This window comes from Bacillus sp. FJAT-47783, from assembly GCF_022808615.1.
Taxonomy (GTDB): domain Bacteria; phylum Bacillota; class Bacilli; order Bacillales; family Aeribacillaceae; genus Bacillus_BZ.
In genome coordinates this window covers 13,249-37,112 of the sequence record NZ_JAKZKS010000017.1, presented here as the reverse complement: position 1 = coordinate 37,112, position 23,864 = coordinate 13,249, and the positions used below count along the sequence as shown (strand labels likewise).

At 35.9% G+C, this 23,864-nt stretch carries 21 protein-coding genes and 3 pseudogenes; 13 read left to right on the top strand and 11 right to left on the bottom strand.

Going from position 1 to position 23,864, the window contains the following annotated elements:
• Window positions 1-198 precede the first annotated feature (198 nt).
• The 3 genes from MLD65_RS18310 to MLD65_RS12380 all read left to right on the top strand — a co-directional run bounded on the left by MLD65_RS18310 (window position 199) and on the right by MLD65_RS12380 (window position 3,231).
• The gene (locus MLD65_RS18310; RefSeq protein ID WP_347709299.1) at window positions 199-771 is read left to right on the top strand and encodes a hypothetical protein; all 573 of its coding nucleotides are present in this window, start codon (window positions 199-201) and stop codon (window positions 769-771) included.
• A gap of 99 nt (window positions 772-870) precedes the next feature.
• Complete coding sequence (locus MLD65_RS12385; protein WP_347709298.1) at window positions 871-2,649, top strand: helicase-related protein; 1,779 nt, start codon at window positions 871-873, stop codon at window positions 2,647-2,649.
• Window positions 2,650-2,937: 288 nt separating this feature from the next.
• Complete coding sequence (locus MLD65_RS12380; protein WP_243292179.1) at window positions 2,938-3,231, top strand: hypothetical protein; 294 nt, start codon at window positions 2,938-2,940, stop codon at window positions 3,229-3,231.
• Between the two features lie 174 nt (window positions 3,232-3,405).
• On the opposite strand, the gene MLD65_RS12375 is transcribed toward MLD65_RS12380, so the two are convergent.
• The 3 genes from MLD65_RS12375 to gdhA form a co-directional block, all read right to left on the bottom strand.
• Window positions 3,406-4,686 carry an MFS transporter gene (locus tag MLD65_RS12375; RefSeq protein ID WP_243292178.1) on the bottom strand — a complete coding sequence of 427 codons (1,281 nt, stop codon included), beginning with the start codon at window positions 4,684-4,686 and terminating at the stop codon, window positions 3,406-3,408.
• Window positions 4,687-4,771: 85 nt separating this feature from the next.
• Complete coding sequence (locus MLD65_RS12370; protein ID WP_481748525.1) at window positions 4,772-6,079, bottom strand: alkaline phosphatase family protein; 1,308 nt, start codon at window positions 6,077-6,079, stop codon at window positions 4,772-4,774.
• A gap of 197 nt (window positions 6,080-6,276) precedes the next feature.
• Window positions 6,277-7,659 (bottom strand): NADP-specific glutamate dehydrogenase, encoded by a 1,383-nt coding sequence (gdhA, locus tag MLD65_RS12365; protein WP_243292176.1) that lies wholly within the window; start codon window positions 7,657-7,659, stop codon window positions 6,277-6,279.
• A gap of 174 nt (window positions 7,660-7,833) precedes the next feature.
• Here gdhA and gltC point away from each other — a divergent pair, with 174 nt between their 5' ends.
• Window positions 7,834-8,739 (top strand): glutamate biosynthesis transcriptional regulator GltC, encoded by a 906-nt coding sequence (gene gltC, locus MLD65_RS12360; protein WP_243292175.1) that lies wholly within the window; start codon window positions 7,834-7,836, stop codon window positions 8,737-8,739.
• Window positions 8,740-9,170: 431 nt separating this feature from the next.
• Here gltC and MLD65_RS12355 read toward each other — a convergent pair whose 3' ends face one another.
• Window positions 9,171-9,428, bottom strand: a complete 258-nt coding sequence (locus tag MLD65_RS12355) for an alpha/beta-type small acid-soluble spore protein (protein ID WP_243292174.1) — start codon at window positions 9,426-9,428, stop codon at window positions 9,171-9,173.
• A 127-nt stretch (window positions 9,429-9,555) separates the two neighbouring features.
• On the opposite strand from MLD65_RS12355, the gene MLD65_RS12350 reads away from it, so the two are divergent.
• Together MLD65_RS12350 and MLD65_RS12345 are read left to right on the top strand one after the other, a co-directional pair.
• Window positions 9,556-9,933: a VOC family protein gene (locus MLD65_RS12350; protein ID WP_243292173.1), complete on the top strand. Its 378-nt coding sequence runs from the start codon at window positions 9,556-9,558 to the stop codon at window positions 9,931-9,933.
• Between the two features lie 338 nt (window positions 9,934-10,271).
• Entirely contained in the window at window positions 10,272-10,574 is a 303-nt protein-coding gene (locus MLD65_RS12345; protein ID WP_243292172.1) for a DUF3784 domain-containing protein, read from the top strand.
• Window positions 10,575-10,585: 11 nt separating this feature from the next.
• On the opposite strand, the pseudogene MLD65_RS12340 reads toward MLD65_RS12345, so the two are convergent.
• Window positions 10,586-11,154 (bottom strand): annotated as a pseudogene (locus tag MLD65_RS12340) (recombinase family protein).
• Between the two features lie 407 nt (window positions 11,155-11,561).
• Here MLD65_RS12340 and MLD65_RS12335 point away from each other — a divergent pair.
• On the top strand, window positions 11,562-12,398 hold the full coding sequence (locus MLD65_RS12335) for a hypothetical protein (RefSeq protein WP_243292171.1): 837 nt from the start codon (window positions 11,562-11,564) through the stop codon (window positions 12,396-12,398).
• 816 nt (window positions 12,399-13,214) lie between these two features.
• Here the strand turns inward: MLD65_RS12335 and MLD65_RS12330 are convergent.
• Window positions 13,215-13,823, bottom strand: a pseudogene (locus tag MLD65_RS12330) (Tn3 family transposase); the annotation flags it as partial.
• A gap of 37 nt (window positions 13,824-13,860) precedes the next feature.
• Here MLD65_RS12330 and MLD65_RS12325 point away from each other — a divergent pair.
• From MLD65_RS12325 to MLD65_RS12315, 3 genes are all read left to right on the top strand, one after another.
• The gene (locus tag MLD65_RS12325; protein ID WP_243292170.1) at window positions 13,861-14,178 is read left to right on the top strand and encodes a hypothetical protein; all 318 of its coding nucleotides are present in this window, start codon (window positions 13,861-13,863) and stop codon (window positions 14,176-14,178) included.
• A gap of 438 nt (window positions 14,179-14,616) precedes the next feature.
• The gene (gene mobV, locus MLD65_RS12320) at window positions 14,617-15,267 is read left to right on the top strand and encodes a MobV family relaxase (protein WP_243292169.1); all 651 of its coding nucleotides are present in this window, start codon (window positions 14,617-14,619) and stop codon (window positions 15,265-15,267) included.
• Window positions 15,239-15,553 carry a geobacillin-26 family protein gene (locus MLD65_RS12315; RefSeq protein ID WP_243292168.1) on the top strand — a complete coding sequence of 105 codons (315 nt, stop codon included), beginning with the start codon at window positions 15,239-15,241 and terminating at the stop codon, window positions 15,551-15,553. The genes mobV and MLD65_RS12315 overlap by 29 nt, the downstream gene beginning before the upstream one ends.
• A gap of 217 nt (window positions 15,554-15,770) precedes the next feature.
• Here MLD65_RS12315 and MLD65_RS12310 read toward each other — a convergent pair whose 3' ends face one another.
• Window positions 15,771-16,049, bottom strand: a complete 279-nt coding sequence (locus MLD65_RS12310) for a replication/maintenance protein RepL (protein WP_243292167.1) — start codon at window positions 16,047-16,049, stop codon at window positions 15,771-15,773.
• A gap of 54 nt (window positions 16,050-16,103) precedes the next feature.
• On the bottom strand, window positions 16,104-16,229 hold the full coding sequence (locus tag MLD65_RS18130; protein WP_279326066.1) for a hypothetical protein: 126 nt from the start codon (window positions 16,227-16,229) through the stop codon (window positions 16,104-16,106).
• Window positions 16,230-16,466: 237 nt separating this feature from the next.
• Here MLD65_RS18130 and MLD65_RS12305 point away from each other — a divergent pair.
• Window positions 16,467-16,687: pseudogene (locus MLD65_RS12305) on the top strand (hypothetical protein); the annotation flags it as partial.
• Between the two features lie 600 nt (window positions 16,688-17,287).
• On the opposite strand, the gene MLD65_RS12300 reads toward MLD65_RS12305, so the two are convergent.
• Complete coding sequence (locus tag MLD65_RS12300; RefSeq protein WP_243292166.1) at window positions 17,288-18,232, bottom strand: DUF5692 family protein; 945 nt, start codon at window positions 18,230-18,232, stop codon at window positions 17,288-17,290.
• A gap of 433 nt (window positions 18,233-18,665) precedes the next feature.
• Here MLD65_RS12300 and MLD65_RS12295 point away from each other — a divergent pair, with 433 nt between their 5' ends.
• Entirely contained in the window at window positions 18,666-19,262 is a 597-nt protein-coding gene (locus tag MLD65_RS12295; RefSeq protein WP_243292165.1) for a TetR/AcrR family transcriptional regulator, read from the top strand.
• Between the two features lie 853 nt (window positions 19,263-20,115).
• Here the strand turns inward: MLD65_RS12295 and bluB are convergent.
• Complete coding sequence (gene bluB / locus MLD65_RS12290; RefSeq protein WP_243292164.1) at window positions 20,116-20,817, bottom strand: 5,6-dimethylbenzimidazole synthase; 702 nt, start codon at window positions 20,815-20,817, stop codon at window positions 20,116-20,118.
• Window positions 20,818-21,175: 358 nt separating this feature from the next.
• Here bluB and MLD65_RS12285 point away from each other — a divergent pair, with 358 nt between their 5' ends.
• On the top strand, window positions 21,176-21,499 hold the full coding sequence (locus MLD65_RS12285) for a hypothetical protein (RefSeq protein ID WP_243292163.1): 324 nt from the start codon (window positions 21,176-21,178) through the stop codon (window positions 21,497-21,499).
• A 162-nt stretch (window positions 21,500-21,661) separates the two neighbouring features.
• Here the strand turns inward: MLD65_RS12285 and MLD65_RS12280 are convergent, their stop codons facing one another.
• Complete coding sequence (locus MLD65_RS12280; RefSeq protein ID WP_243292162.1) at window positions 21,662-23,653, bottom strand: acetoacetate--CoA ligase; 1,992 nt, start codon at window positions 23,651-23,653, stop codon at window positions 21,662-21,664.
• Window positions 23,654-23,864 lie beyond the last annotated feature (211 nt).

The following is a 23,864-nucleotide window of genomic DNA, read 5'->3' as shown; positions in this document are numbered from 1 at the left end:
TCTATTTTAAACAAGAAACAAAATCATAAACGAAATACAAAAATTGATGGGGTCACGTTATTTATCCGAATCATCATGAACATGTTGTGAAAGATAACGCTTGAGACAAGATGCGCTCAAGCGTTTATTTATGATTCAAGAAAAAATTTGATAAAATTAAATAACGAAAAATTATCTACATGGTAAAGGAGTTTTATCATGAACGAAATATTAGCCCATTACTATTCAATGGCCATAAAGAGGACAAAATCAATAGATTTGAAAGATATCGATCACTATTTAGAAAAGAAAGAGCACATTCCTTCCTATGAACAATACGTAAGAGAAAGAGGAGCGTTTATTGACCAGCTTTGGTTAAATTCATGGCTGAACACAGCAGGAAGCCATGCAACTTATGCCGAAAAGAAGGTGTATTTGTCAGAAAAAGGGTTTGACGTAGTGGGGGTTAAGAAAAAGCTGATTAATCAACTTTTTCGTACTGAAATAAGAAATGAGGAACCATTTGATTTGATTGGCTGGTTAGACCAAAAGTTTTCAAACCAATCGGAAACTTGGAATGAAAGATACACAAAAGCAAGGAAAGCGTATTTAGCCCGAATAAAAGCTCAGCAAAAACGAGAGTTAAAACGAAAAATGATTGCAAAACTTGAGTATTACATTGAACAGCTCCTTAACGAGCATTATGAAGAATTATACCTTTATGTTCGCTATTTACTAGGTTCGCACATTGCGATTGAATTCGAACAAAAGAAGCTTGTTCCTTCACCTTAAGGAATCACCTTTTCACATTATTTAAACAAGGAAATGGAGTTAGCCTACCATAGATATTATTACGAAGAAGAGATAATGGATCGATATGAAGGGCTGATATTGAATCATTTATTTGACTTTGGACCGAATTGGCTGAAAGGTAAGCTTCCTGCTCATCTATTTGATGAATACGTAAACACTTTTCATGAAACATTACCCAACTCTGTTTTAGAAGAAGCGGCCTACAATCCGTTTGTTGACATTAGTGTTGAATTCTTTGATGACTTTTTAGATGAATACGTATCTGATCTCATTAAACTCATTGATATTCCATTTGATCTTGCGAAACATCAAGAGATTTATGATCAAGATATTGCTGAGAGAGAACGAAAAGAAGAAGAAGAACGGATGATTGAAGTTATTTTCGGAGGGGAATACAATCTGCCAGCCGGGCGCAATATACAATTTGTTCTTCATGTTGGTGAAACAAACACCGGTAAAACGTTCCAAGCGATACAACGGATGAAGGAAGCTAGCAGTGGAATTTATCTAGCCCCGCTTAGACTATTAGCACTTGAAATATATGAAAAATTAAATGCAGATGGGGTTCCGTGCTCGTTAAAAACTGGAGAAGAGGAAAAGCAAGTACCGAATGCAGAGCACTTATCTTGTACCGTCGAAATGTTTCATGAGAAAGACTTCTATGAAGTCGTCGTTATCGATGAGGCTCAAATGACTGCGGATAAAGACCGAGGCTTCTCCTGGTTTAAAGCGATCACAAAAGCAAATGCAAAAGAGGTACATATTGTTTGTAGTTTCAATGCGAAACCGATGATTCTCCAGCTTCTTGGTGAGTCACAAGTAGATGTTCATGAATATGTAAGAGACATTCCGTTAGAGGTAGAGTCACAGCCGTTTCATATAAGCCATACACAAAAAGGAGATGCGCTCGTTTGTTTTTCCAGAAAACGTGTCCTTGAAACAGCTTCAGAGCTCAAGCGAAACGGACGGCAAGTAAGTATGATATATGGGAGCATGCCACCAGAAACACGAAAAAAGCAGATACAGCGATTTATAAAAGGGGAAACAACCGTCATTGTAGCAACTGATGCGATCGGAATGGGATTAAACTTACCGATTAGACGAATTGTCTTTTTAGAAAATGATAAGTTTGACGGTACGAATAGAAGAAGGCTAACATCCCAAGAAATTAAACAAATAGCTGGACGTGCCGGTCGTAGAGGGATATATGATGTCGGAAAAGTGTCGTTTAAAAGTGAATCGAAATTGATGACTCGACTTCTTGAACAAGAAGATGAACCTTTACAAGGGTTTTCAATTGCCCCAACAACAGGAGTACTTAAAAGGTTTCAAAAATACTCCTCGAATCTTGGATTATTTTTTTACTTATGGGATCAATTTAAAAGCCCTAACGGAACGAAAAAAGCAACGTTATTAGAAGAAAAACGATTATACGAAATGGTTGAAGGTTCCATTATTGAAGCCAAGCTATCAGTAGCTGACTTATATAGCTTTTTACATTTACCTTTTTCCACCAACGAGCCTTCCCTAAGAGCGGAATGGAAGCAAAAACTTGAAGCCATTGTAGAAGGGGAGAACATACCGGAGCCGCAAATAAAAGAAACTGGGCTAAAAGAGCTTGAATTATCGTATAAGTCAGTTGGCCTGCACCTTTTATTTTTATACAAATTAGGAAAAGTGACAGAAGCGCACTATTGGGAAAGAGTCCGCGAAGAAATTAGTGACAAAATTCATGAACATTTAAAAACAGGTGATTTAATTAAACAGAAAACGTGTAGAAGCTGTGGAAAAAGCTTATCACCACAGTTTAAATTCCCAGTCTGTAATGAGTGTTATTTTATCCGTACGATAGAATGAAATTTTTTTAATTGAATCTAGAATTAAGGATGTCTCCACGTACGTATATGGATTTTGGGACAGCCTTCTTCAATATTAAAAAGTTGATTTTTCATTTACTTAAATAGTAAATGGACTAACCATATTCTCATTACTTAGGCTTTTCTTTCACAACTTGAGTGTTTTCATGATCTTAAACTAATTATTCAATCTAGGCATATACAGATAAAGGATGAACATCTCTTATAAATCCATGATATTTAACATGAATAGGTGTTATAATTAAGAAAAATACTCGGAGGAGAAAAGATGGAGAACAAACTAGATGCTATCCTTGAATCTTTAGAATTATTAAAACAAGGTCAAATCCGTCTTGAAAAGAGTCAAGCCCGTCTTGAAGAAAAAATGGATAATCTTTCTTCAGAAACGAGAAATGGATTTAAACAGGTTGAAGAAAATTTAGAAGAGCATAAAGAGATTTTTAAATTAGTATCAGGACAAATGAAGAATTTCAAAATTGATATAGACTATTTAAGCGAGAAAACAGGGAAACACGATGCAAAATTGAATAGTTTGGAAAAAGGGTTCAGGTTTAAAGGCTGAGTCCTTCTTTATGATATCGAATTTTTAAAACTTATGGATTGAGTTAAATTGTAATTAAGGGAACCTTTCAGCTCATTAGCTAGGACACTAACTAGTAAAATATTAAAAGTGTAGATTGATGAAAAATAATTGAACAATCTACACTTTTTTAGTGTAAAAAGGCTTATCGTTTCTTTAAACGTTTACTGTAGCATCCTCGTGTCGTGAAATATCCTCCGGTTCAGGCACAAAGGTTAGGATGATTCCACCGAGTACAAAAAGAATAATTAGACTAAAGACACCCATATTCGAATGTCCAGTTACTTGAGCGGTAAGGCCAACTAATAGAGGACCCGTGATGGAGGCAAATTTTCCAAAGATATTATAGAATCCGAAAAATTCGTTCGCATTCTTTTTCGGTACAAGCTTTGCAAAATAAGAACGACTCAAAGCTTGAATACCTCCTTGTGATGAAGCGACAAGCATCGCTAATATCCAAAAGTCCAGCGTTGTTTTTAGGAAGTAAGCATAAATACACACAATGATATAAACAACAATTCCTACGTAAAGCATTTTCTTTCCAGTAAATTTCTCAGCTAATTTACCATATAGGATGGCAAACGGTGCAGCCACTACTTGTGTGACAAACAAAATAATAAGGAGATCTGTTGCGCCAATTCCTAAATCGGTTCCATATGCAGTAGACATGGAAATAACGGTTCCTACTCCATCAATATAGAAAAAATAGGCGAGTAAAAATAAAAAGAGGGGACGGTATTTTTTAATTTCCTTTACCGTTTTCACAAGTCGTTTAAAGCTATTCAAAACCGGCTTAGGTTCTCGTTCTATATAATGAATTTGGTAAACATTTTTAAACATTGGTATGGTGAATACACACCACCAAACAGCGGTAATGAAAAAGGCAATCTTACTTGCTGCCGTTGTCGTAATCGGCAGTATGCCGTCTTGAGAAAAAATAATAATAGCAATACTAATAATAAAAGGAATCGTACTCCCAATGTATCCTAATCCAAATCCGAAAGAGGACACTCGATTCATCCGCTTTTCAGTCGTTACATCTACTAAAAAGGCGTCGTAAAACACATTCGCACCTGCTGAACCAACAGTCGCGATCGTATAACAAATCAGTAAAAGCAGCCATTGATCACTTGGAATGAAGGCAAGCATAGCTGTCATGGTGACACCAAGAACGAAGAAAAAAGTAAAGAATTTCTTCTTCAAACCTTGATAGTCTGCAATTGTTCCTAAAATAGGCCCAAGCATAGCTAAAATAAGCGTAGCAATGGCAATCGTATAGCCTAAATAGGCTGTAGAGTTAGCCGCACTAACACCAGTATTGGTAGCGGCTGCTTTATAAAATAGCGGGAAAATAGCGGTTGTAATAATAACAGAATAAGCAGAATTTGCCCAATCATAAAAAATCCAACTTTTTTCCTCTTTTGAAAAGCGTTTCATGAGAAGCCCCCTTTGTAAACCGTACTATTATTTTACTAGAAAGATCGTTTCCAAAATCATTAATAGGAAAAATTTTATAAATCTTTTACATAGTTAATAATTGTTCGATTATTTGTCCATCGGTATTTCCTAAGTCAAGACCAAGTAGGCGAGCAAATGTGGGGCCTTCGTCAATAAGACGCATATAAGGAATTACTGTATTGGAACGAATACCTTTTCCATTCGTCATCAGAACCGTTGTATATTGATCTTTTTCAGGAGAATACCCATGACTCGCAAACGTATAACGCCTTTCCTGGACATCTGTTTCGGTGATCGTATCGATAAATTCACCGCTCAAATATTCAGTAAGATAATAGTTTTTTCGTGCTGCTATCATCAGGAACGCCTTCCCATCAGCCCCTTTTAAAGCAGCTTCACTTCCTGAAATGACGCGTTCAATACCACTATTTTCATCTTGAACTAACGTTTCAAAAAGGCTTCGAACCATTTTTTTCGTTTCAAGATCGCGCTCATCTTTCACATAAATATAGGCGGAACCATCACAACTTTTGCAATAAGCTTTCCAATCGATAATCTTTCCATTGTCGTTAACTTGAATGAGTCCTTGTTCTTTAAGTAAGACATTTGGTTTAACCGCTTTTGAGTGATCGAAGGCGCTATGATCACCTAATGCGACTATCGTAGACTTTTCATAAATACTAGAATCCTTTAACGCTTGTATAATCCTTCCTAAGCGGACATCATGACGACGAATAGCGGCAAATGCTTCATTTGAGGCGAATCCATGATAATGTCGCTGTGTATCTAAATCGGTAAAATGAACGAGCAATAAATTTGGTTTTTGTGCTTTTATCGTATGAACCGTTGAATCAAGCACAAAATCATCCAGTTCAGGTTGACGAAGCCCTTTGCGAACTTTCCCGAATTTGAAGTTCATTTCGAGTTGAAAGAGTGCACTACCATTCCATAAAGAGACAGGGATTTGATGGTGCCAAGATCGATTTGCAAAAATTTCGGGCATATTATAATCGATTTTGGCTTTAGCCGTAACAGGCCATAAAAAAGCGGCTGTTTTTAAACCCGCTTTTTTCGCTTCATCATAAAGTGTCGTACCTTTTATGTGCTTCCGGTGCCAATACCAGTCAGGAGAAATAGCTCTAGGCTGAAGAAACGTATTATTTATAACTCCGTGACGGTGCGGAAAATTACCTGTAACGATTGATGTATGACAAGGATAGGTGACAGAAGGATAAATCGTTTCAACGTACTGACAATAAGCTCCGTTTTTCAAAAACTCTTGAAAATGGGGGAGTTTCTCTAACATCGGAAAGTCTAGAGAGGATAGGCAATCAAATGAAATCACGATTAAATGATCAGTAAGCCGTTTCATAACTACCTCCATGAATATGATATGTGATAAAAAAAGAAGTATATCTTCATCATATAGGAGAATGGTGAACATGGATAGATCATGTTAGAAGAGGTGTAATATTTGTGTGAGCGAGTGTTTGTGCGTAGTCGATAAGAAAATTTCATAAAAATAAGCCCTTCAATTAAGGGCCGGTAGTTCATAGGTCAAATGATTGATTAAATAACCCCTTGTGCAATCATCGCATCCGCGACTTTTACAAATCCAGCAATATTCGCACCGATGACAAGGTTACCAGGAGCTCCGTATTCAAGAGCGGCTTTCATGCTTTCACGATATATGCTTTTCATAATGTCATGTAATTTATTATCGACTTCCTCAAACGTCCAATTAAGTTTCTGACTATTTTGAGCCATTTCTAATGCCGAAACCGAAACACCGCCAGCATTTGCCGCTTTTGCCGGAGCAAATAACACATCGTTTTCTAAGAAAATTCTAACCGCTTCAAGGGTTGAAGGCATGTTTGCCCCTTCTCCAACCGCTTTGACACCATTTGCAACTAATAACTCTGCATACTTTTCATCAATTTCATTTTGCGTTGCACATGGAAGAGCAATATCACATGGAACAGACCAAATTCCCGTACAATCTTCCATATAAATAGCCTCAGGATTCTCATTTACATATTCATAAATGCGTTTGTTTTCGACTTCTTTTAGTCGTTTAACCGTCGATAAGTTAATGCCGTTTTTGTCATAAATATAACCACTCGAGTCGCTGCATGCCACCACTTTAGCACCTAATGCAATCGCTTTTTCCATCGCATAAATCGAAACATTCCCTGAACCGGATACGACAACTGTGCTGCCTTCAAAGCTTAATCCTTTGTCCTTTAGCATTTCTTCAACAAAATAAACGGTACCGTACCCAGTAGCTTCTTTTCGAGCTAAGCTTCCGCCGTATCCAATCCCTTTTCCAGTTATAACACCCGGTTCAAAGCCACTTCGCATTTTTTTATACTGTCCGAATAAATAGCCGATTTCTCGTTGGCCAACACCGATATCACCAGCTGGAACATCCATATCAGGACCGATATATTTGCTAAGCTCTGTCATAAAGCTTTGACAAAAACGCATAATTTCTCTATCCGATTTTCCTTTTGGGTCAAAATCAGCTCCGCCTTTTCCGCCACCAATCGGTTGACCTGTTAAAGCGTTTTTAAAAATTTGCTCAAACCCTAAAAATTTTATAATACTTTCGTTGACAGATGGATGAAATCGTAAACCACCTTTATATGGACCAATCGCACTGTTGAATTGAACACGGAATCCGCGGTTCACTTTTACATTTCCTTGATCATCAACCCATGGTACTCGGAAAGAAATGAATCTCTCAGGCTCAACGATTCTTTCAAGAATGGCTTGCTCCATATAGTGAGGATTTTTTTCGAGGACAGGAATTAAAGAGTTAAACACTTCTTTAACCGCTTGATGAAACTCACTTTCATTTGGATTACGTTTTTTAACCGTCTCAAATACTTGATTAACATAATTTTGTACAGATTGAGAATACGTGTTTTCAATTTTTTCGATTATTTTCATATATCTATCTCCCATCTACACATTTTTATAATAATTTGAAAGATTATAATAATTAATTACATTTTTATAGAATTCCTATTATGTAATATTTTATAATTATATAAATGATCGAATCAATATAAAGAACGGATAATATTAATGCGTTTTTTGCATGAATAATGTAGGGGGATAAAAGTGGACTTTAAACAAATTCGATATTTTATGGAAGTTGCACGAAGAGAACATGTAACCGAAGCGGCAGACGCACTACACGTTGCTCAATCATCCGTAAGTAGACAAATTGTCAATTTAGAAGACGAATTAGGCGTTGACTTGTTTATCCGAGAAGGGAGGAGGGTCAGGTTAACACCGATTGGAAAGCTATTTTTTGAACGGATGAAACACGCTATGAACGTGATCGATGAAGCAAGACGTGAAGTGGAAGAATATTTAGATCCAGAAAAAGGGACGGTTCGAATTGCCTTTCCAATTAGTTTAGCAGCCTATACGTTACCAACGGCCATTTATGCCTTTCGAACACGTTATCCTGAAGCTAAATTCCAGCTGAAACAAGCGCTTTATCAAGAGTTAATCGACGGTGTTGTGAAAGGTGATTTTAATCTTGCGTTAATAGGGCCGCTACCAAGCGAAGAAAAGAAGATAAATAGAAAAATTTTATTTACAGAAAATGTCGTGGCTCTTTTGCCGATTCATCACCCACTTGCCAATAGATCGTCCATAAAACTACGAGAGCTGATGGAAGAACCTTTCGTATTATTACCTGAAGGATTTGTTTTTCGAGATATCGTGGTGAATGCTTGTTCTGAACTTGGCTTTACTCCACATGTAGCCTTTGAGGGAGATGATATCGATGCATTAAAAGGGTTAGTTTCGGCTGGATTAGGGGTGACACTCATGCCAGAAGTAACGCTCGTTGACAGCTTACCACGTGCAACGGTTAAAATTCCGTTGATCGAACCAAATGTGACACGTACAGTTGGTGTAATTACACCGAAAGAACGCGAATTACTTCCAACCGAAGAGTTGTTTTACAATTTTCTTCAAGAATTTTTCGCTCGGTTGGATTATTTTAAAAACTAACGGTCAATTAGGAAATACTTCATTCATGCTTTCTCTTATGTGTAATTTTTTAAAGGGAGAAGTAGAGGAGAAGGGCTTATGAACGTACCATCAGTTCGAAGACACAATTCCATAAAGAAAAATAGTCCGTTTATTATTTGAAGAAGGGGAGAGCCTTGAGAGAGATAGGCTTCCCATTCTTTCGTTTATTCATCATTTTTAAGACCTAATGATGTCATCGATAATTCCATATTCTTCCGAAAGCAAAATCAGCCCATGAATGTAAAGGCAAAGTTACAATCAAAACCCGATGTATAGTCGAGGTCAATTGTGCGTTTGCTTACATTAAGGGAGATTAGCCTTTCCGCAGATTTTCATTGAAGTAGCAGGATTCTCCTCGCACTTACTTGAATTAAATAATACATAAAACAAAAACCAATACAGCTACTCTTTTATGGTTGCTTCTTTTGCAATTGTTGCTCGGCCATTCGGACCATTTCTTTCACCATGTTACCACCGAGGTTCCCGCCGACTTTCCCAACTTCCTTGGAGGTTAATTCACCATTATCTTTTGGTAGGAGGGGAACACCGATTTCTTTTGCTATTTCAAATTTTGCATGATCTGGATTTGTCGTTCCCGCCACTTTAGCTTTAAGTTGATTCACTTGTTCACGAGCTTCAGGAACGAGCAGCTTGCTTTTTCTTACCATAATAAAAACACCTCCTGAACAGTAGGTTGTCCAACTTTTGAAAATGAACCCATGATAAAAGTCTCTGAATGCTTTTTAACGGGGACTTTAAAAATCATTTATTTTTGATTAAAGAGGAGTGATACAATTGGGAATTAAACTCGATATGGTAGGTATTGTGGTGAAAGATATGAAAAAGTCATTAGATTTTTATCGTTTACTTGGATTCACGATTCCTGAAAGCGAGAATGAAGAACAGCACGTAGAAGTGGAACAAAGCGGTTTCCGACTAGCATTTGATACACAAGAAATCGCAAAAGCAGTTTATGGAAGCTGGGAAGAACCTACTGGTCACCGGATTGAGTTGGCATTTTCTTGTGAAAGCGATGAGTCAGTTAATAAGGTATATGAAAAAATTATAAATAGTGGATATGATGGTTACCGTGAACCTTGGGATGCTTTTTGGGGACAACGGTACGCAATTGTAAAAGAGCCAGATGGAAACTTAATCAGTCTTTATGCTTAACACTCGGTTTGAGAAATGATAAGAATAGCACACACTATAAAGATGCTAATTTTTTAGCATCTTTTTTCTAACAGCCAATGGAAAAATGGTCTTGAATTTGGTTTAGGGAGGCTAATAAAGAAGCATTGTTACCAATTAAGGATCAATTAATTGAGTTAACATATTTATGGCGATAATAGGTCTCGTTGAAAGAACACTGGATATAGCTTTAACAATTATTGTGCTATCTGCAATCAAAGAAAGGAAGATAAAACACCTATTCTTGGCAATTGGTACTCAAATTTCTTTTATACTCGCCGTATGTATTATTAAACACTTAACTTTCTGGAGGTGTAAATATGTTATTGTTAAGCATTGGTATTTTTTTAATCACTGTTTTAGGTGTGTTTCTATTGTATGGAAAAGGAACGTTTCTTATTGCAGGATTTAATACACTACCCAAAAAGGAAAAAGCAAAATACGATAAACTGGCGTTGAGTAAATTCTATGGAAAAACGATGCTAGCTTTGTCATCAAGCATGGTATTCTGGTTATTAAGCGATATATTACAAAACAATTTACTATTCATTATTGGTTTGATTTTATTTAGGCCTAGTGACAGGGTTCCTGCTGTAGACCGCAAAGTAAAATTGGAGAAATAATAAAACGCGCCCTATTTTTTTATTTCTTCAAGCCTTCTTCTATTGACTGCTTTATATAAGGAACCTTGAGATATTCCAGTTGCTGAGACTATCTCCTTTATAGAATATTCTTCACTATCATACATCCTTAGCGCAACAGCAAGTTTTTCTTTATCCAACTTGGGTCTACCTAATGTTTTCCCACGTCTTTTACTTGCTTCAAGTCCTTCCTTTACTCTTTCAGCAATAAGGTTTCTTTCTAATTCAGCAATGACACACATCATTTGGAACATGGCTTTGCCTGTAGAGGTTCTTGTATCCATATTTTCTTTTAAAGAAATGAATTGCACCCCCATCTCTTCTAACTGTTGAATAATGTTGAGGATATCCAATGTTTTACGTCCTAAACGGGAGATGCTCTCCACTACAACTGTATCGCCTTTCCGGATGACATCAAAAAGTTGATGAAGTCCTTTTCGATCTTAACTGTACCAGTAAATTTCTCCTTAACTATTTTTTCACAACCATATTCATTAAGCATACCAATTTGCCGATCTAAATTTTGGTCAATAGTAGACACCCGAGCATAACCGATTATCATTTGTAACCTCCAATAAACTTGTATATTTATATTTTACTAGAGGGGCACTTATTGTAAAGGTATTTGGTAATACTTTTGGTAACTGCTAATCTTAATAAAATCAAAGAACAACAGGGCGATGGGGGGACATTACAAAAACACTGGTTTTTGGTAATGGTACACAATAACATGGCAGTTATGCTATTCAGCAAACGTGCCATTATCTTGAATAACACATTCCTACAGATATTCTATGTTTGATGATTAACAAATAAGGTGAGATGAGATGATATAATAACATTTCACAGAATTGTCATATTATCACCGAAAATTTAATTAAACTAGAAATTTTTGTTACAAAAAAACATAATTCCCATGATAATGTATTACTTGTGATGAATACCAATTTTATAAGGGGATTAGTAATTATGAGAAATTTATTAAAAGGTTTCGAAATTGCTATTGTAATGGTATTTCTATTAACTTTAATAAATCCATTACAGAGTGTTTCAGCTGCAACTGAAACAGAACCAGCACTACCAGCTACAATGGAAAACGACTACAGGGATATGATGAAAGTTGTTAAGGAAAATGTAATGGCTGGAAAATCAGATCAAGAGGTAGCAAAATTACCAGAGGCTATTGAATTCCAAGAAAAATATACTCCTGAACAAATTAATCATTATTTAACTACTAAGGTAAAAGGATTTCAACCTGGCAATTCAGATAAGGTAGATAAAACTATTAAAGTTGGAAAAAATGATAAAGAGATTATAGAATATGAAGATGGAAGTTTTTCAGTGGTTGAAAGTGTAACTAAACCTGTAGCAACACCTGCAGCAGCAGTATCTGATAAATATACTGAAAATTCACTAGTTACACCTCTGGCTTCACATTCTGGTTCACCAGGAACAAGTTATAAAACTACTTATACGAAAGAATTTTGGGGTATTTACTTAGCTGCTAGAGCCGTTCTTATTACTAAATACACAGTTTACACATCGAAGATAGACATTTATGATACAGACGATGCAGGTAGTAAGGGGATTTTCCCGACTACATTAACTTTGCGTGGAACTAGTATTGTTACAGATAATGCTATGACAGTACAGTCTAAAGGGAATTATACTAAAGTCAACGGAGTAGTGATTGGTGGACAACCTATTGGATTTTCACATGCTTTCACATTAAGAACAAAAATATACATCACATCTGCTACAAGTACAACGGTTAAATTTACTACTTCAAGTTGGTATGAAGGATGATATTTAAAAGGAGGTAATCACTATGTTTGATTTAGAATCCTTTATCGCTCAAGTAATTTTTTTAGCATGTATCATAGCAATAGGATATTTTATATTTAAATTGATAAAAAAAAGTAACTTTTAACTAAATTCAAGGAAGAGCTAAACCCTTCCTTATTAGTGGTGCCACTTTTAAATTAAAAAATTCATGCTCATCAACTTTAAATGACTTATTCAATCGAATAGGAGGGGCGACTAACCCCCGGCCTCTCACACCACCGTACATACTGTTCCGTATACGGCGGTTCAAATTAAGTATGACGCAGAATTTCATATCGTTCGTGTTGACTTTTGAGACCCTCTTTTCTCCAAAAGGAGTTGTTGAGGACACGGATTAAGGAAAGGCTGTTGGTTATTCGCCAATAGCCTTTTCTACTATTTCCCCATTCGTAAGCTTTGTGTTTGTTTATTCCTAATCCGATTAGTTTCCTAAACCTCGTTCTAGGGAGTTTCCATTAGCGACATTAATTTTGGACGGTATTTAGTTGTTTAAGTGATGAAACTGCTAAAATACTTCCGAATACTAACTCATTCGTAATATTTCATTTTTTTATTTTTATATTCCAGTTCGATCACCGTAATGTGATTGAAAGGAAGAAACAGGAGTATCTTTCAGTCCGATGATCGTATGCATTTTTCGCATAGGTGTTGTTTTCAGCCTTTGGTATTCAAGTGTATAGGGCGGCGCTTATCTGGAGTACGGATTGCGCCCTTGTCACAGCTAAGTGTCCATTACAAAGAACCAGCTGGTTTAATCATCGATCAAAATGATAGAAACTATGAAACTCTCAACTTAATAGGTATCCTCTGATCCATATCGAGTTCAAAAGTTCCGTATGGATTGACATGATGATAAAACAAAGGTGTTATTCCCCTAAAATCTTCGGGTGTCATGTTCTTCAACCAATATTGATTGTTATCATAAAGGACTTCTTGTACCATTAAGGTATTCATATAAACTAAACAATTTTGCAGCAATTGGAGCGAAAAGGCAGCCACCTCTTGATCTTCTATAGTATTGGAACGCATTTCACTGTTTTTTTCATAAAAAATATAGGTATTGACAGAGTTCCATTGTTCCACTGTATTTAATCCTTCATGGATTTCTCTACGAATCTCTTCATCATGTAAATAATCACATAAAAAGATCGTTTTAATCGCTTTCCCTAATTCACACAAAGCCTGGTAGGTTGGATGTTTTGTATCCCTAGTGAATCGCTTTAATATGGATTCAGCAGAAGCAGTACCCAACCTTAGTGCAGTTACATACTTAATGATTTGTTCGTACTGTTGACGGATGAGGTCCCAGTTAATCGGTCTACTTAGAACCGGTTGTAGGTGAGGATATTCCTCATTCATGCCGGCTTCCGGACGATATAGTTTTTGAGAACCTAACATAAAATGAGAAGAGAGGTGTTTTGTTTTGGAGCAAAAAAATCATTATAAAAATCTATTAAAGAAGATTTGTAAAGCTAATAATATTTCCCCTCAAAGGCTTAGATTCGAACAAATTGAAGATTTTGTAATTATTAATATAAAAAATCAATTAAAAGAGGGCGTAGATTTAGAATGCTTTAAAATTTTAAACTTGATCCATCAAACAGCTTCACCTTTAGGAATACGCTTTGAACAACAGTTATACTTATATCCACGAGGAGAGAGGTTAGACAGAGTAGCAATAATGTTTAATAAAGAGGACTACGTACTTTTAAATGAAAAATTAGAAAAAGGAGATATTTAAAGGAAAGAATTAGAGCGCCTTAAAGGCGTTTTCTGTTGCCTTTAAGGCAACGGAAGGGGTAACAAAGGGAGCTTGTCTTTTCGGGCCAGAAATGCCCCATATGGCGTCTGTCAACGGTAAGCGGACCGAAGGGAGCATTAAGGAGTTGACAGACTCACTACATCAAGACCCTCTAGGTGTGTCAAAAGTTCACCTTTTGACCTGCCACCGGCGAGGGAGCCCCCTCAAAAGTGAAGGGGTTGGGGGAGTTATTGAGAGGGGTCTGGGGAAGAGTTCCCCAGTGGGTTTGGGCAAATCCCAAGGTTTTTTGCCATGCCTGAAGCATGGCTCGGCGGAGCCGAAAAGCCTCGCAGAGCACATGGAACTTTGCATGCAAAGTGTAGTGAGCTACACTTCTCTTAATCTATCTATCTTCGAGAAGGAGCTGAACCCCCTCATATGAGCTATGCTATTTTACATATGCAGAAGCTAAAACAACCTGTGATCAAGGGCATTCAAATTCATAATCAAAGGGAAAAAGAGAGTCAAACGAATCCAGATATTGATGGAGGACGTTCACACTTAAATTACGATTTGGTCAATCCGAGTCCGATTGATTACAGCGAGAAGATCAACAAAATGATTGAGGAAAGAGTGACAACTGGCAAAGCCATTCGGAAAGATGCGGTGAAATTGGCCAGTTTTCTTGTGACGTCTGATTCGGAGTATTTTCACAATCTCTCGGAAAAAGAAGAAAAGCGATTTTTTGAATCTGCCTATGAGTTTTTCGTAAAAGAATATGGAGAACAGAACATTGCTTATGCGATGGTTCATAAAGACGAGAAAACTCCCCATATGCATGTTGGTTTTGTGCCGATTACAGAAGATGGTCGGCTTTCCGCAAAAGACTTCTTCGGTAAAAAGCAACAATTGGTGAAGCTACAAGATAAGTTTCATGACCATATGGTGAAAGAAGGGTTTGATCTGGAGCGGGGGATTTCATCCAGCCGTAAACATGTAGAATCAGCTAAATACAAAGCATTGACGTTCAAACGAATGGAAGAGGTAGCGAAAGAAAGATATGAGCGGACAATGGAGCATATTCAATAAGTATTATTATAAAAATGTTACTCGTACATCATCTAATGGTTCATCTTTATTAAAATATCAAAAATATGTAGAGAATATTAATTATTATGAATGGAAGGCTATAGGGGGTACCCTTACAACTATTGGAATGTCTTGGTTAGCATTTATTCTTTCTGTCCCTACAGCAGGAGCAGGAACTTTAACAGCAGGTTTGGCAGCTTTAGGTGCGTATGGAGCAACTTTAGATTCTTTACTTAAAATACACCAAAATGCCAAACTGGCTAGAGGTATATACTTTAATTTATAATTTAGAATGGGGGTGTTTTGATGATATTATTCAAGGTAGGGAGTGTCTTACTTGCCTTATTTATCATTGGGTTTGGACTATATTTCTTGATTGCTAAAAAAGAAAAAAATAGAAATAGTTCAATTCTAGGTTATTCTTATTTGTTTGTAGGGATATTTGGGTTAATTATAAGCTTTTTTATAATGTAAAAGGTAAACTAAAAGCGAGTATCTTAATACTACTCGCTTTTAGTTATGACGGAATTATTATTATCAAAATCTTTAAACTTAGCAAGTAAGTATTTCTCTTTAGAATCGCTACCTCTATGAATTAAGTTAGGATGGATCATAATGGCTCCTGTCCTTCTAGTAATAATTTTAGCTTCCTCAAGAGTTTTAAGCGTATCAGTAACAGTTTGTAATGAAACCTTACTATTCTGTGCAAGTTCTCTTGATGTTATAATCAAAGTATTCGTAGATTTATCCATGTTTGCAAGTATGTATTTTACTACTTGCATTTTTTTTATTGCCTAGAGGATCAATGAGCTGAATGATTGCACTTAAATATGTAATCATAAAGCCATTTCTAGGCGTTTTTTTATGACTTCATCTACTTCAAATATTTCCCCTGTATCAAGGTCTTGAACACGTCTTTTACCGCTATAGATTACGTCATTCTCAACTTTTTGTTTTGGCATTATTTTCCCCTCCTCATGTTCTGATTATATACATGATTAGAACAAATGTTATAAAAAATTAGAACATCTTAAAAGCGCTTTCATCGTTGTCTATCAACTATTAAGCCATTTACAAGTATTATTATTTTTAGCTTAGTGTATTCTCGATTTGGGGATCGATATAAAATGGAATAGGATCACGAGTGTTGTTTAATCAATCAAATCCAGAAAAAACAACAAAATGAACCGGATGAATTAACGGAAGAGCGAATGCTCCAAAACGACCCAGCCATAATTCCACGTAATCACCCGAGTTGAAGAAGCATTGGAATCGACAGTTAAAAAGAGGAGACTTTTTCGTTATGGAAAAATTCCTTCATGCTCTTTCTGATCCATATGTCTATACAAAAGAACAAGGAAAATATACTGAGCTTCCTCCACCATCATGTAAGCCATACCGAACGTTTTGCGGCACTTGACACTCCTTTACTAAATGGGTAAGCAGTGGGGAAGGTTTCTTAAGTAATGAAACGAATATGCATTTCTACTATCGGAGTATCACCTTAAAATTTTAAACAAAAGTTGCATCCAAATTTCCTTCGTTCCGCTGAATTTTCATCATCATTCATCATAAAATACAATTAAATTCAGTAAAGGGGAGAGAAATCGAAATAGTTCATGATTATCCTTATACGAAATACGAACGGAAAATGGAGGAAAAAAATCGAAAGGCTTTAAAATATAATCGATACGAGAATGAAAAAATCCCACAATATTGTAAGCTCCTATTTTTTAAACAATTGCCGAAGTATCGTTACGAAACAGCATTAAGTTAGTAGAGGGCCGAAACGGCTATCCGAATGGTGATTTTATAGCATTCTTCCGCTCTTTCCCTTTGTTGATGCTTTCAATAATGGATTGCGCATATGTTCACGATTCTCCAAATAAAAATGCCTGTCAATTCCCAGTCCTTATCGAATCATCGACAGGAAGTGACAGGCAGCTATTTCTAGGAATGAAGAGTCGATGATTATATCATTTTATACTAGATCTTTCTTTGAATTAAGCGAACGACTCGTTTATGCTGAAAGTCTATTATTTTCTAGAACCTTTTTATACGATTTAGTATCAACATAAATCTCATCCTTAAACGGATTGAGTTTATATTTGCGAATTCTGTAAAATTGATAAGTTACTAATGCTATATTGGCTAGCAAAGATAATAAGCTTACGATGAAAAATGCCTTTGGGTTATGTGTAGTCGGGACAGGAGCTATCCGATCTGCAAATGAAGGGATGGTCATAACAAACATAATCCACAAAGCAAGAGTATGAGCTCGGTGCTGTAACCATGCCCCTTTTTTGATGAAAAAAGTAGGAATGGTACAAGAAAGTAATAACGCTAACCCACAATAAAACGAGTGATCTGAAATACAATTATACGTATAGGCAAAGTTCCACAAATCATAGGCAATAATCCAAGTCCAAATCATATCAGGCCAGATCATATCTTTAGATTTGTCTTTAGAAATATAAATTCCAAACCAACCACAGATCGCAATAATATTTAGTAATCCTGCTATTCCATTCATAATATTCCACGGCCCTGACATTACCCAAAGGTTATCGATATAGGCCCCATCCCAAGCACCATACATAAAAACTTGAAAATCGCGAATACAAGCCTCGAGAATATTAAGTGCTAAAATTGCAGGTGGAAAACATAGTACCCACTTCTTTTTAGCGAGTGATGGATAATAACGAATGGCCATGAAACCAAGACAGCCCGCTAAAGCGGAATATGTCTTAACCCAGTTAAACCAAGTACCCGTACCATATTCATTGCCTGGAGCGGCAGTTGTTGGCCAAACAAAAATCGTAAGAATTACAGGAAGAATAAGAAAAAGTACGATTCCACCCCATTTTGTCGTCCGACTAAATTCGTTAAAAGCCATTAAAGCAAAGAGAACAAAAAACCATATACCCCATCCAACAAAACCTGTTGATTCATATAACAAACCCATGACCTTTCCCCCCTCTATGAAATTTCATTGTTTAATATTAGAAAGAATAGGGGGGTGCAAAATTTGTTTGACACCCCTTATGAAGAATTTAAATTAAAGCAGAAAGCAACCAAATGATAGCACTTAAGTTTTACATCTAGAAAAAACAACCATACACCATTTCATTAACTAGAAGAAATGGCAAAAAGGAAACAGGAAAAATAAGCAAATAACTTATAATACTAACGAAAAATCCCTACCAATGTGACTATATAAAGCGGCATGAACGATCCGTGCGGTTAGTAGTCATTTCCTCACCTCATTTTCTGAACAAACCGAACGTTCGTTATGCTTTTAGTATAGGCTTATATATAGAAATAGTCAATGTGAAATTATTCACAAATCGAAATTTTAAATCTGTTATGATATTCTAAAGTTAATAAGGGAGGATTTAATGAAAATGGATGGAAAATCAAAAATACTTGCAGCGGCAAAAAAAGTGATTAGCCAGCACGGCTCTAATCGAGCTACTGTAAGAGCAATTGCAGAGGAAGCTGGCATGAGTACAGGAGCGATTTATCATTATTATAAAAATAAGGACGAAATTTTATATGAACTATTAGATGAAAGCCTTTCAGATTCCACACGTATTGCAGAAGGAATTGTTAAACAAAAGGTCGAAAAAGAAAAGGTTACAAAAGAAATTGTCCGAAAAACTGAAGAACGATTAAAAAAAGATGCAGAAAATCGTCTGCAATACCATTTCGCTCATGAAATCCTATTGGGAAATAAAGAGCTACAAGTTAAATTTAATAAAAAATACAAAGAATGGACTCTTCGAATTGAAGATATTTTAGTAAACATGTATCATCTTCAAGATACCCCATTAAATGAATCTTTATCAGCATGGCTATTGGGAGCAATAGATGGAGTGGTTTTACAATATCTTTTAGAAGTAAATGATAATGAGGTAGAAGATATGCTGGAGGTTTTTGAACTGTTTTTAGAGAAAGGATTGCCACAATTTATTCAACTTCTTAACGAAAGGTAAATGACGAGAATTTTGCTCAATAATCTTCAAACAGATCTAAAACAGACTAAATCTCCTGAACCGCTCGGCGATTTAGGTTCTTTTTGCCTTTTTACCTTTAGCCTTTTGGGATGAAAATGTCGATGAATGTTTCTTAAGTAAGCTATGGTTTACTAACTAACGGAAAACCATTGGCTACAACTACAATCTGGATCGGAAAAACAGCTGGCTCGTCAGCAGAATTCATGGAAATGCCCAAAAAGATGGTAATGGCAGAATAGATTTGATAAACCGGTTTTACAAAACGAAAATCCGGTTTGTTTAGACAACAACGATTACGATACCAGAGTTTTCGCTTTTTTATATCAATACACGGGAAAATATTCATTATTGCATAAGAAACCCCAGGTTATGGTGATAAGCCAAAGCCAAGCACTTAACACAAATGCTTACATGTATTTCTATATTCACTGAAAGTCCTAATAAAAATGAAAAGGAAAGGAAGAGGAAAATTAATTCCAATACCTTTTCAGTTAATTCGTTTTTAGTTTACATAATATATATTATAGAAAGATGAAAAATAATAAAAAATTCTGTCTCAATCATTAAGTATACTATTGTGATTGAGACAAGAAAGAAAATTATAAAAAATTCATATCATTTGTTGATTAAAATTTTGATTAGCTTTTAACAATTATCAATCGGTTGTCGTTTAATTTTCTGAACTTGCTGTTTACACATATTCATCCAAACTTTATAGTGATTTTTTGCATTCTTTATTATTTTTTTGTTAATTACAACGTAAGTCGCTCCCTCAACAAAAAATAACTCCCCGCTCAATTAGTTTACATAATAATATTATTTGTGATTTTTATTATTCACCTTCATTAGAATTCTCGATTGGATTATTTGTAATCGTTATAGTAGATTCTTCTCCCCATTTATTATCGAAAATTAAGTTTTCCAACTGTCTTCTCTTTTCCCAGTTGTTTATTTCTAATATAGGCTTTTCAGGATAATCTTCCGTATACCCTAATGAAATTAGTGCAACAGGATCGATATGGTATGGTATGTTTAAAATTCTTCGAACATCCGCCTTTTTGTAAAAGCTTACCCATCCCATCGCAATCCCTTCTGCATAGGCCGCTAACCACATATTTTGTATGGCACAGCTAACAGACATCATATCGGTTTCCGGAATCGAATTTCTTCCTAATACATGATCGCCGCCGCGAAATGGATTACACGTTACACAAATCGTTACAGGCGCTTCTAAAATACCCGCTATTTTCAACTGAAGAAACTTTAAATCTCGATCTGTTCCTTCATAATGAATAGATAATGCGCGTCGCTCTTTTTCAACAATCTCCGCTAACTGCTTTTTCGTTTCATCTTCTTTAATAATAATGAAATTCCACGGCTGCATAAAACCAACAGATGGTGCATGATGCGCCGCTAGCAAAATATGTTCAAGCTTTTCAGTTGAAATTGATTTATTAATAAACGAGCGAATATCACGGCGATTGAAAATGGCTTTATAAACCCCCATTTTTTCTTCTTCTGTAAGTCTTTTCATCTCTTCTCCTCCCATTAACAATAAGCGAATGCAATAATTTGTATCATCGTATGATAAAGCCGTTCTGTAATGTTTTTAGGCTATTACCCCACTCATATGTTTTCTATATCCTTCTTAAATTTTCCTCCACCAAATTCCTTTCAGTCTTCTTATGTACCTAGTGATTAGAATCAAAAAATGACCTTTTTGTCTTGCTTAACTTTTCAATCACTTCACTTGCAAATGTTGGTGTAACTAAAAGCAAAGATGAAAACATTACAAGTATCGGTAAAGCAACCTTTTTCAAAAAAACTCCATTTCCATATTTTGTTCGATTGTTATACGATAACATAAAAATGGAATGTGAGGCGGTTTTATAATGAAACAAAATGATTATTATCAAAATTTACTAAAAAAACTTTGTAAGGCTAATAATGTTTCTCCTCAAAAAGCTAGATTCCAAAATATTGAAGATTTAGTGGTCATTAACGTTAAAAATCATTTGAAAGAAGGAGTTGATTTAGATTGTATTAAAATTTTAAATCTTATTCATCAAACAGTCGTACCTTTAGGTATAAAATTTAATCAACAATTATATTTATATCCAAACCATGATAGATTAGATAGAATTGCAATCACCTTTAACAAAAATGATTATGCGTTATTAAACAAAAAACTAGAAGAAGGGGGTATAAGTAATTAATCAAATTAAACAAAAGGAATTTCAAAAAACGGAAGATTTTAAAGTATTTAGGGCTATCTTTCTACTGTATCATAATGCATATTTTTTGACATTAGACATTCTTAATGTTGTAATAAAGACTTTTTAAAAAAAGCCACTCACATCGTGAGCAGCTTTTCCTTGTTAGTTTAAATCATTCATATTTTTTTGGAATTCTTCGAAGTATTGTAATGTCTCTGGATTTAATAATGAGCCCATGTTGACAGCTTTATCTACAGGTGTACCCATTAATATTTTTTTAATCGGCACTTCTAGCTTCTTGCCATTTAATGTTTTAGGTAATTCTTTAATGCGGAAAATTTCATTTGGAACGTGGCGAGGTGAACAACTTTGGCGGATCGCTTGGTTAATACGGGCTTTTACGTCGTCTGTCAGTTGTTCCCCTTCTTTTAATACGACAAACAATGGCATATACGACTGTTCACTTGATATCGGGATGTCTACAACTAAACTATCACTAATTTCCGGAATACGTTCTAGGGCGCTGTATATTTCGCTCGTCCCCATACGAATTCCCCCGCGATTAATGGTCGCATCAGAACGTCCGTATATGATACAGCTTCCTTTTGACGTCTTTTTAATAAAATCACCATGGCGCCAAATACCAGGATAAACGTCAAAATAACTATCTTTGTATCGTTCGTTATTTTCATCATTCCAAAAATAGATGGGCATCGATGGCATTGGTTCTGTAATGACTAATTCACCAATGTCATCAATTAGCTCCTCCCCTTTGTCGTTAAACGCTTTCACGGATGCTCCTAATGCGCACGCTTGCAATTCACCAGCATGAACTGGTAAATATGGTGCCCCACCGACAAACGCCGTACATAAATCAGTTCCTCCGCTCGTTGAAAATAACCAAATATCTTCTTTCACTTGGTCATATACCCATTCAAATCCACTAGTCGGAAGCGGTGAACCAGTAGACCCTATACTTTTTAAGCTGGAAAGGTCAAAACGATCCTTCGGTTTTACATCTGCTTTCATACAAACCGTAATAAAGCTCGCACTCGTTCCGAACACGGTCATTTTTGTCGATTCAGCAAATTTCCATAACGTATCATTGTTCGGATACCCTGGATTTCCGTCATATAATAAAACCGTTGCACCTGTTAGAAGTCCACTTACAACTACATTCCACATCATCCACCCTGTCGTTGTATACCAGAAAAAGCGGTCGTCTTTTTTTAAATCGATTTGCAGACCTGCAAGCTTTAAGTGCTCTAATAATATTCCACCTTGGCTTTGCACAATCGCTTTAGGCTTACCTGTCGTTCCGGATGAATATAATATCCAAAGAGGATGATGAAATGGAACCGGCTCAAAGGTTAACGTCGCATCCTTATTTTTCGCAATAATGGTATCCCATAATGTCGCCTCATGTAATTCTTCAACTTTTGGAGAATCATTTAAGTAAGGAATCACGATCGTTTCCTGCAAAGATGGAAGCTCTTCTTGAATTTTCTTCACTACATCAACACGATTATAGTCTTTCCCGCCATAACGATAGCCATCTACGGCAAACAATACTTTTGGTTCAATTTGTTTAAAGCGATCAATGACGCTCATAATGCCGAATTCAGGCGAGCAACTTGACCATATTGCTCCGATGCTTGCACAAGCTAAAAAGGCTATTAACGTTTCATGAATATTAGAAGCATATGCGACAACACGATCCCCAGGCTTCACCCCTATTGATTTTAAATGTTCAGCAACCGCTGCCGTATTTTTTTTCAACTCATCCCACGTTAACGATCCTTGAGAACGTAATTCTGTTTCATAAATAACGGCTGCCTTACCATCACAATGATTTCGAAATATGTGCTCTGCATAGTTTAACGTAGCCCCTTTAAACCACTTTGCACCCGGCATTTTTCGTTCGACTAACACCTCTTCATAAGGTGTTTTCGCTTGAATATCATAAAAGTGCCATAACGCTGACCAAAACCCTTCAATGTCTGTAACGGACCATTCCCATAAGTCGTGATACGTTTGAAAGGAGAGCCCTCGCATTTCACTTAACCATCCCATAAATGCATTCACATTATACCCCTTTTGTAACTGCTCGGACGGCTCCCACAATAATTTTCCTTCCATCTTATCTACATTCATTTCCATTCCCCCAACCTGAAAGTAATCGTTAAGATGAAGCAAGATTCTGGATGAACGTCTTATTATGTAAAGTAGTACACTTACCATATACGATCTTTAGTTATTCAAATCCTTCTATAATAGTAAGAAAAGATATAATTTTCATATTAATCACATTAAATAAAAAGAGATGTCATGATGATGAAACATCTCTTACACTGGGCAAGTCGGT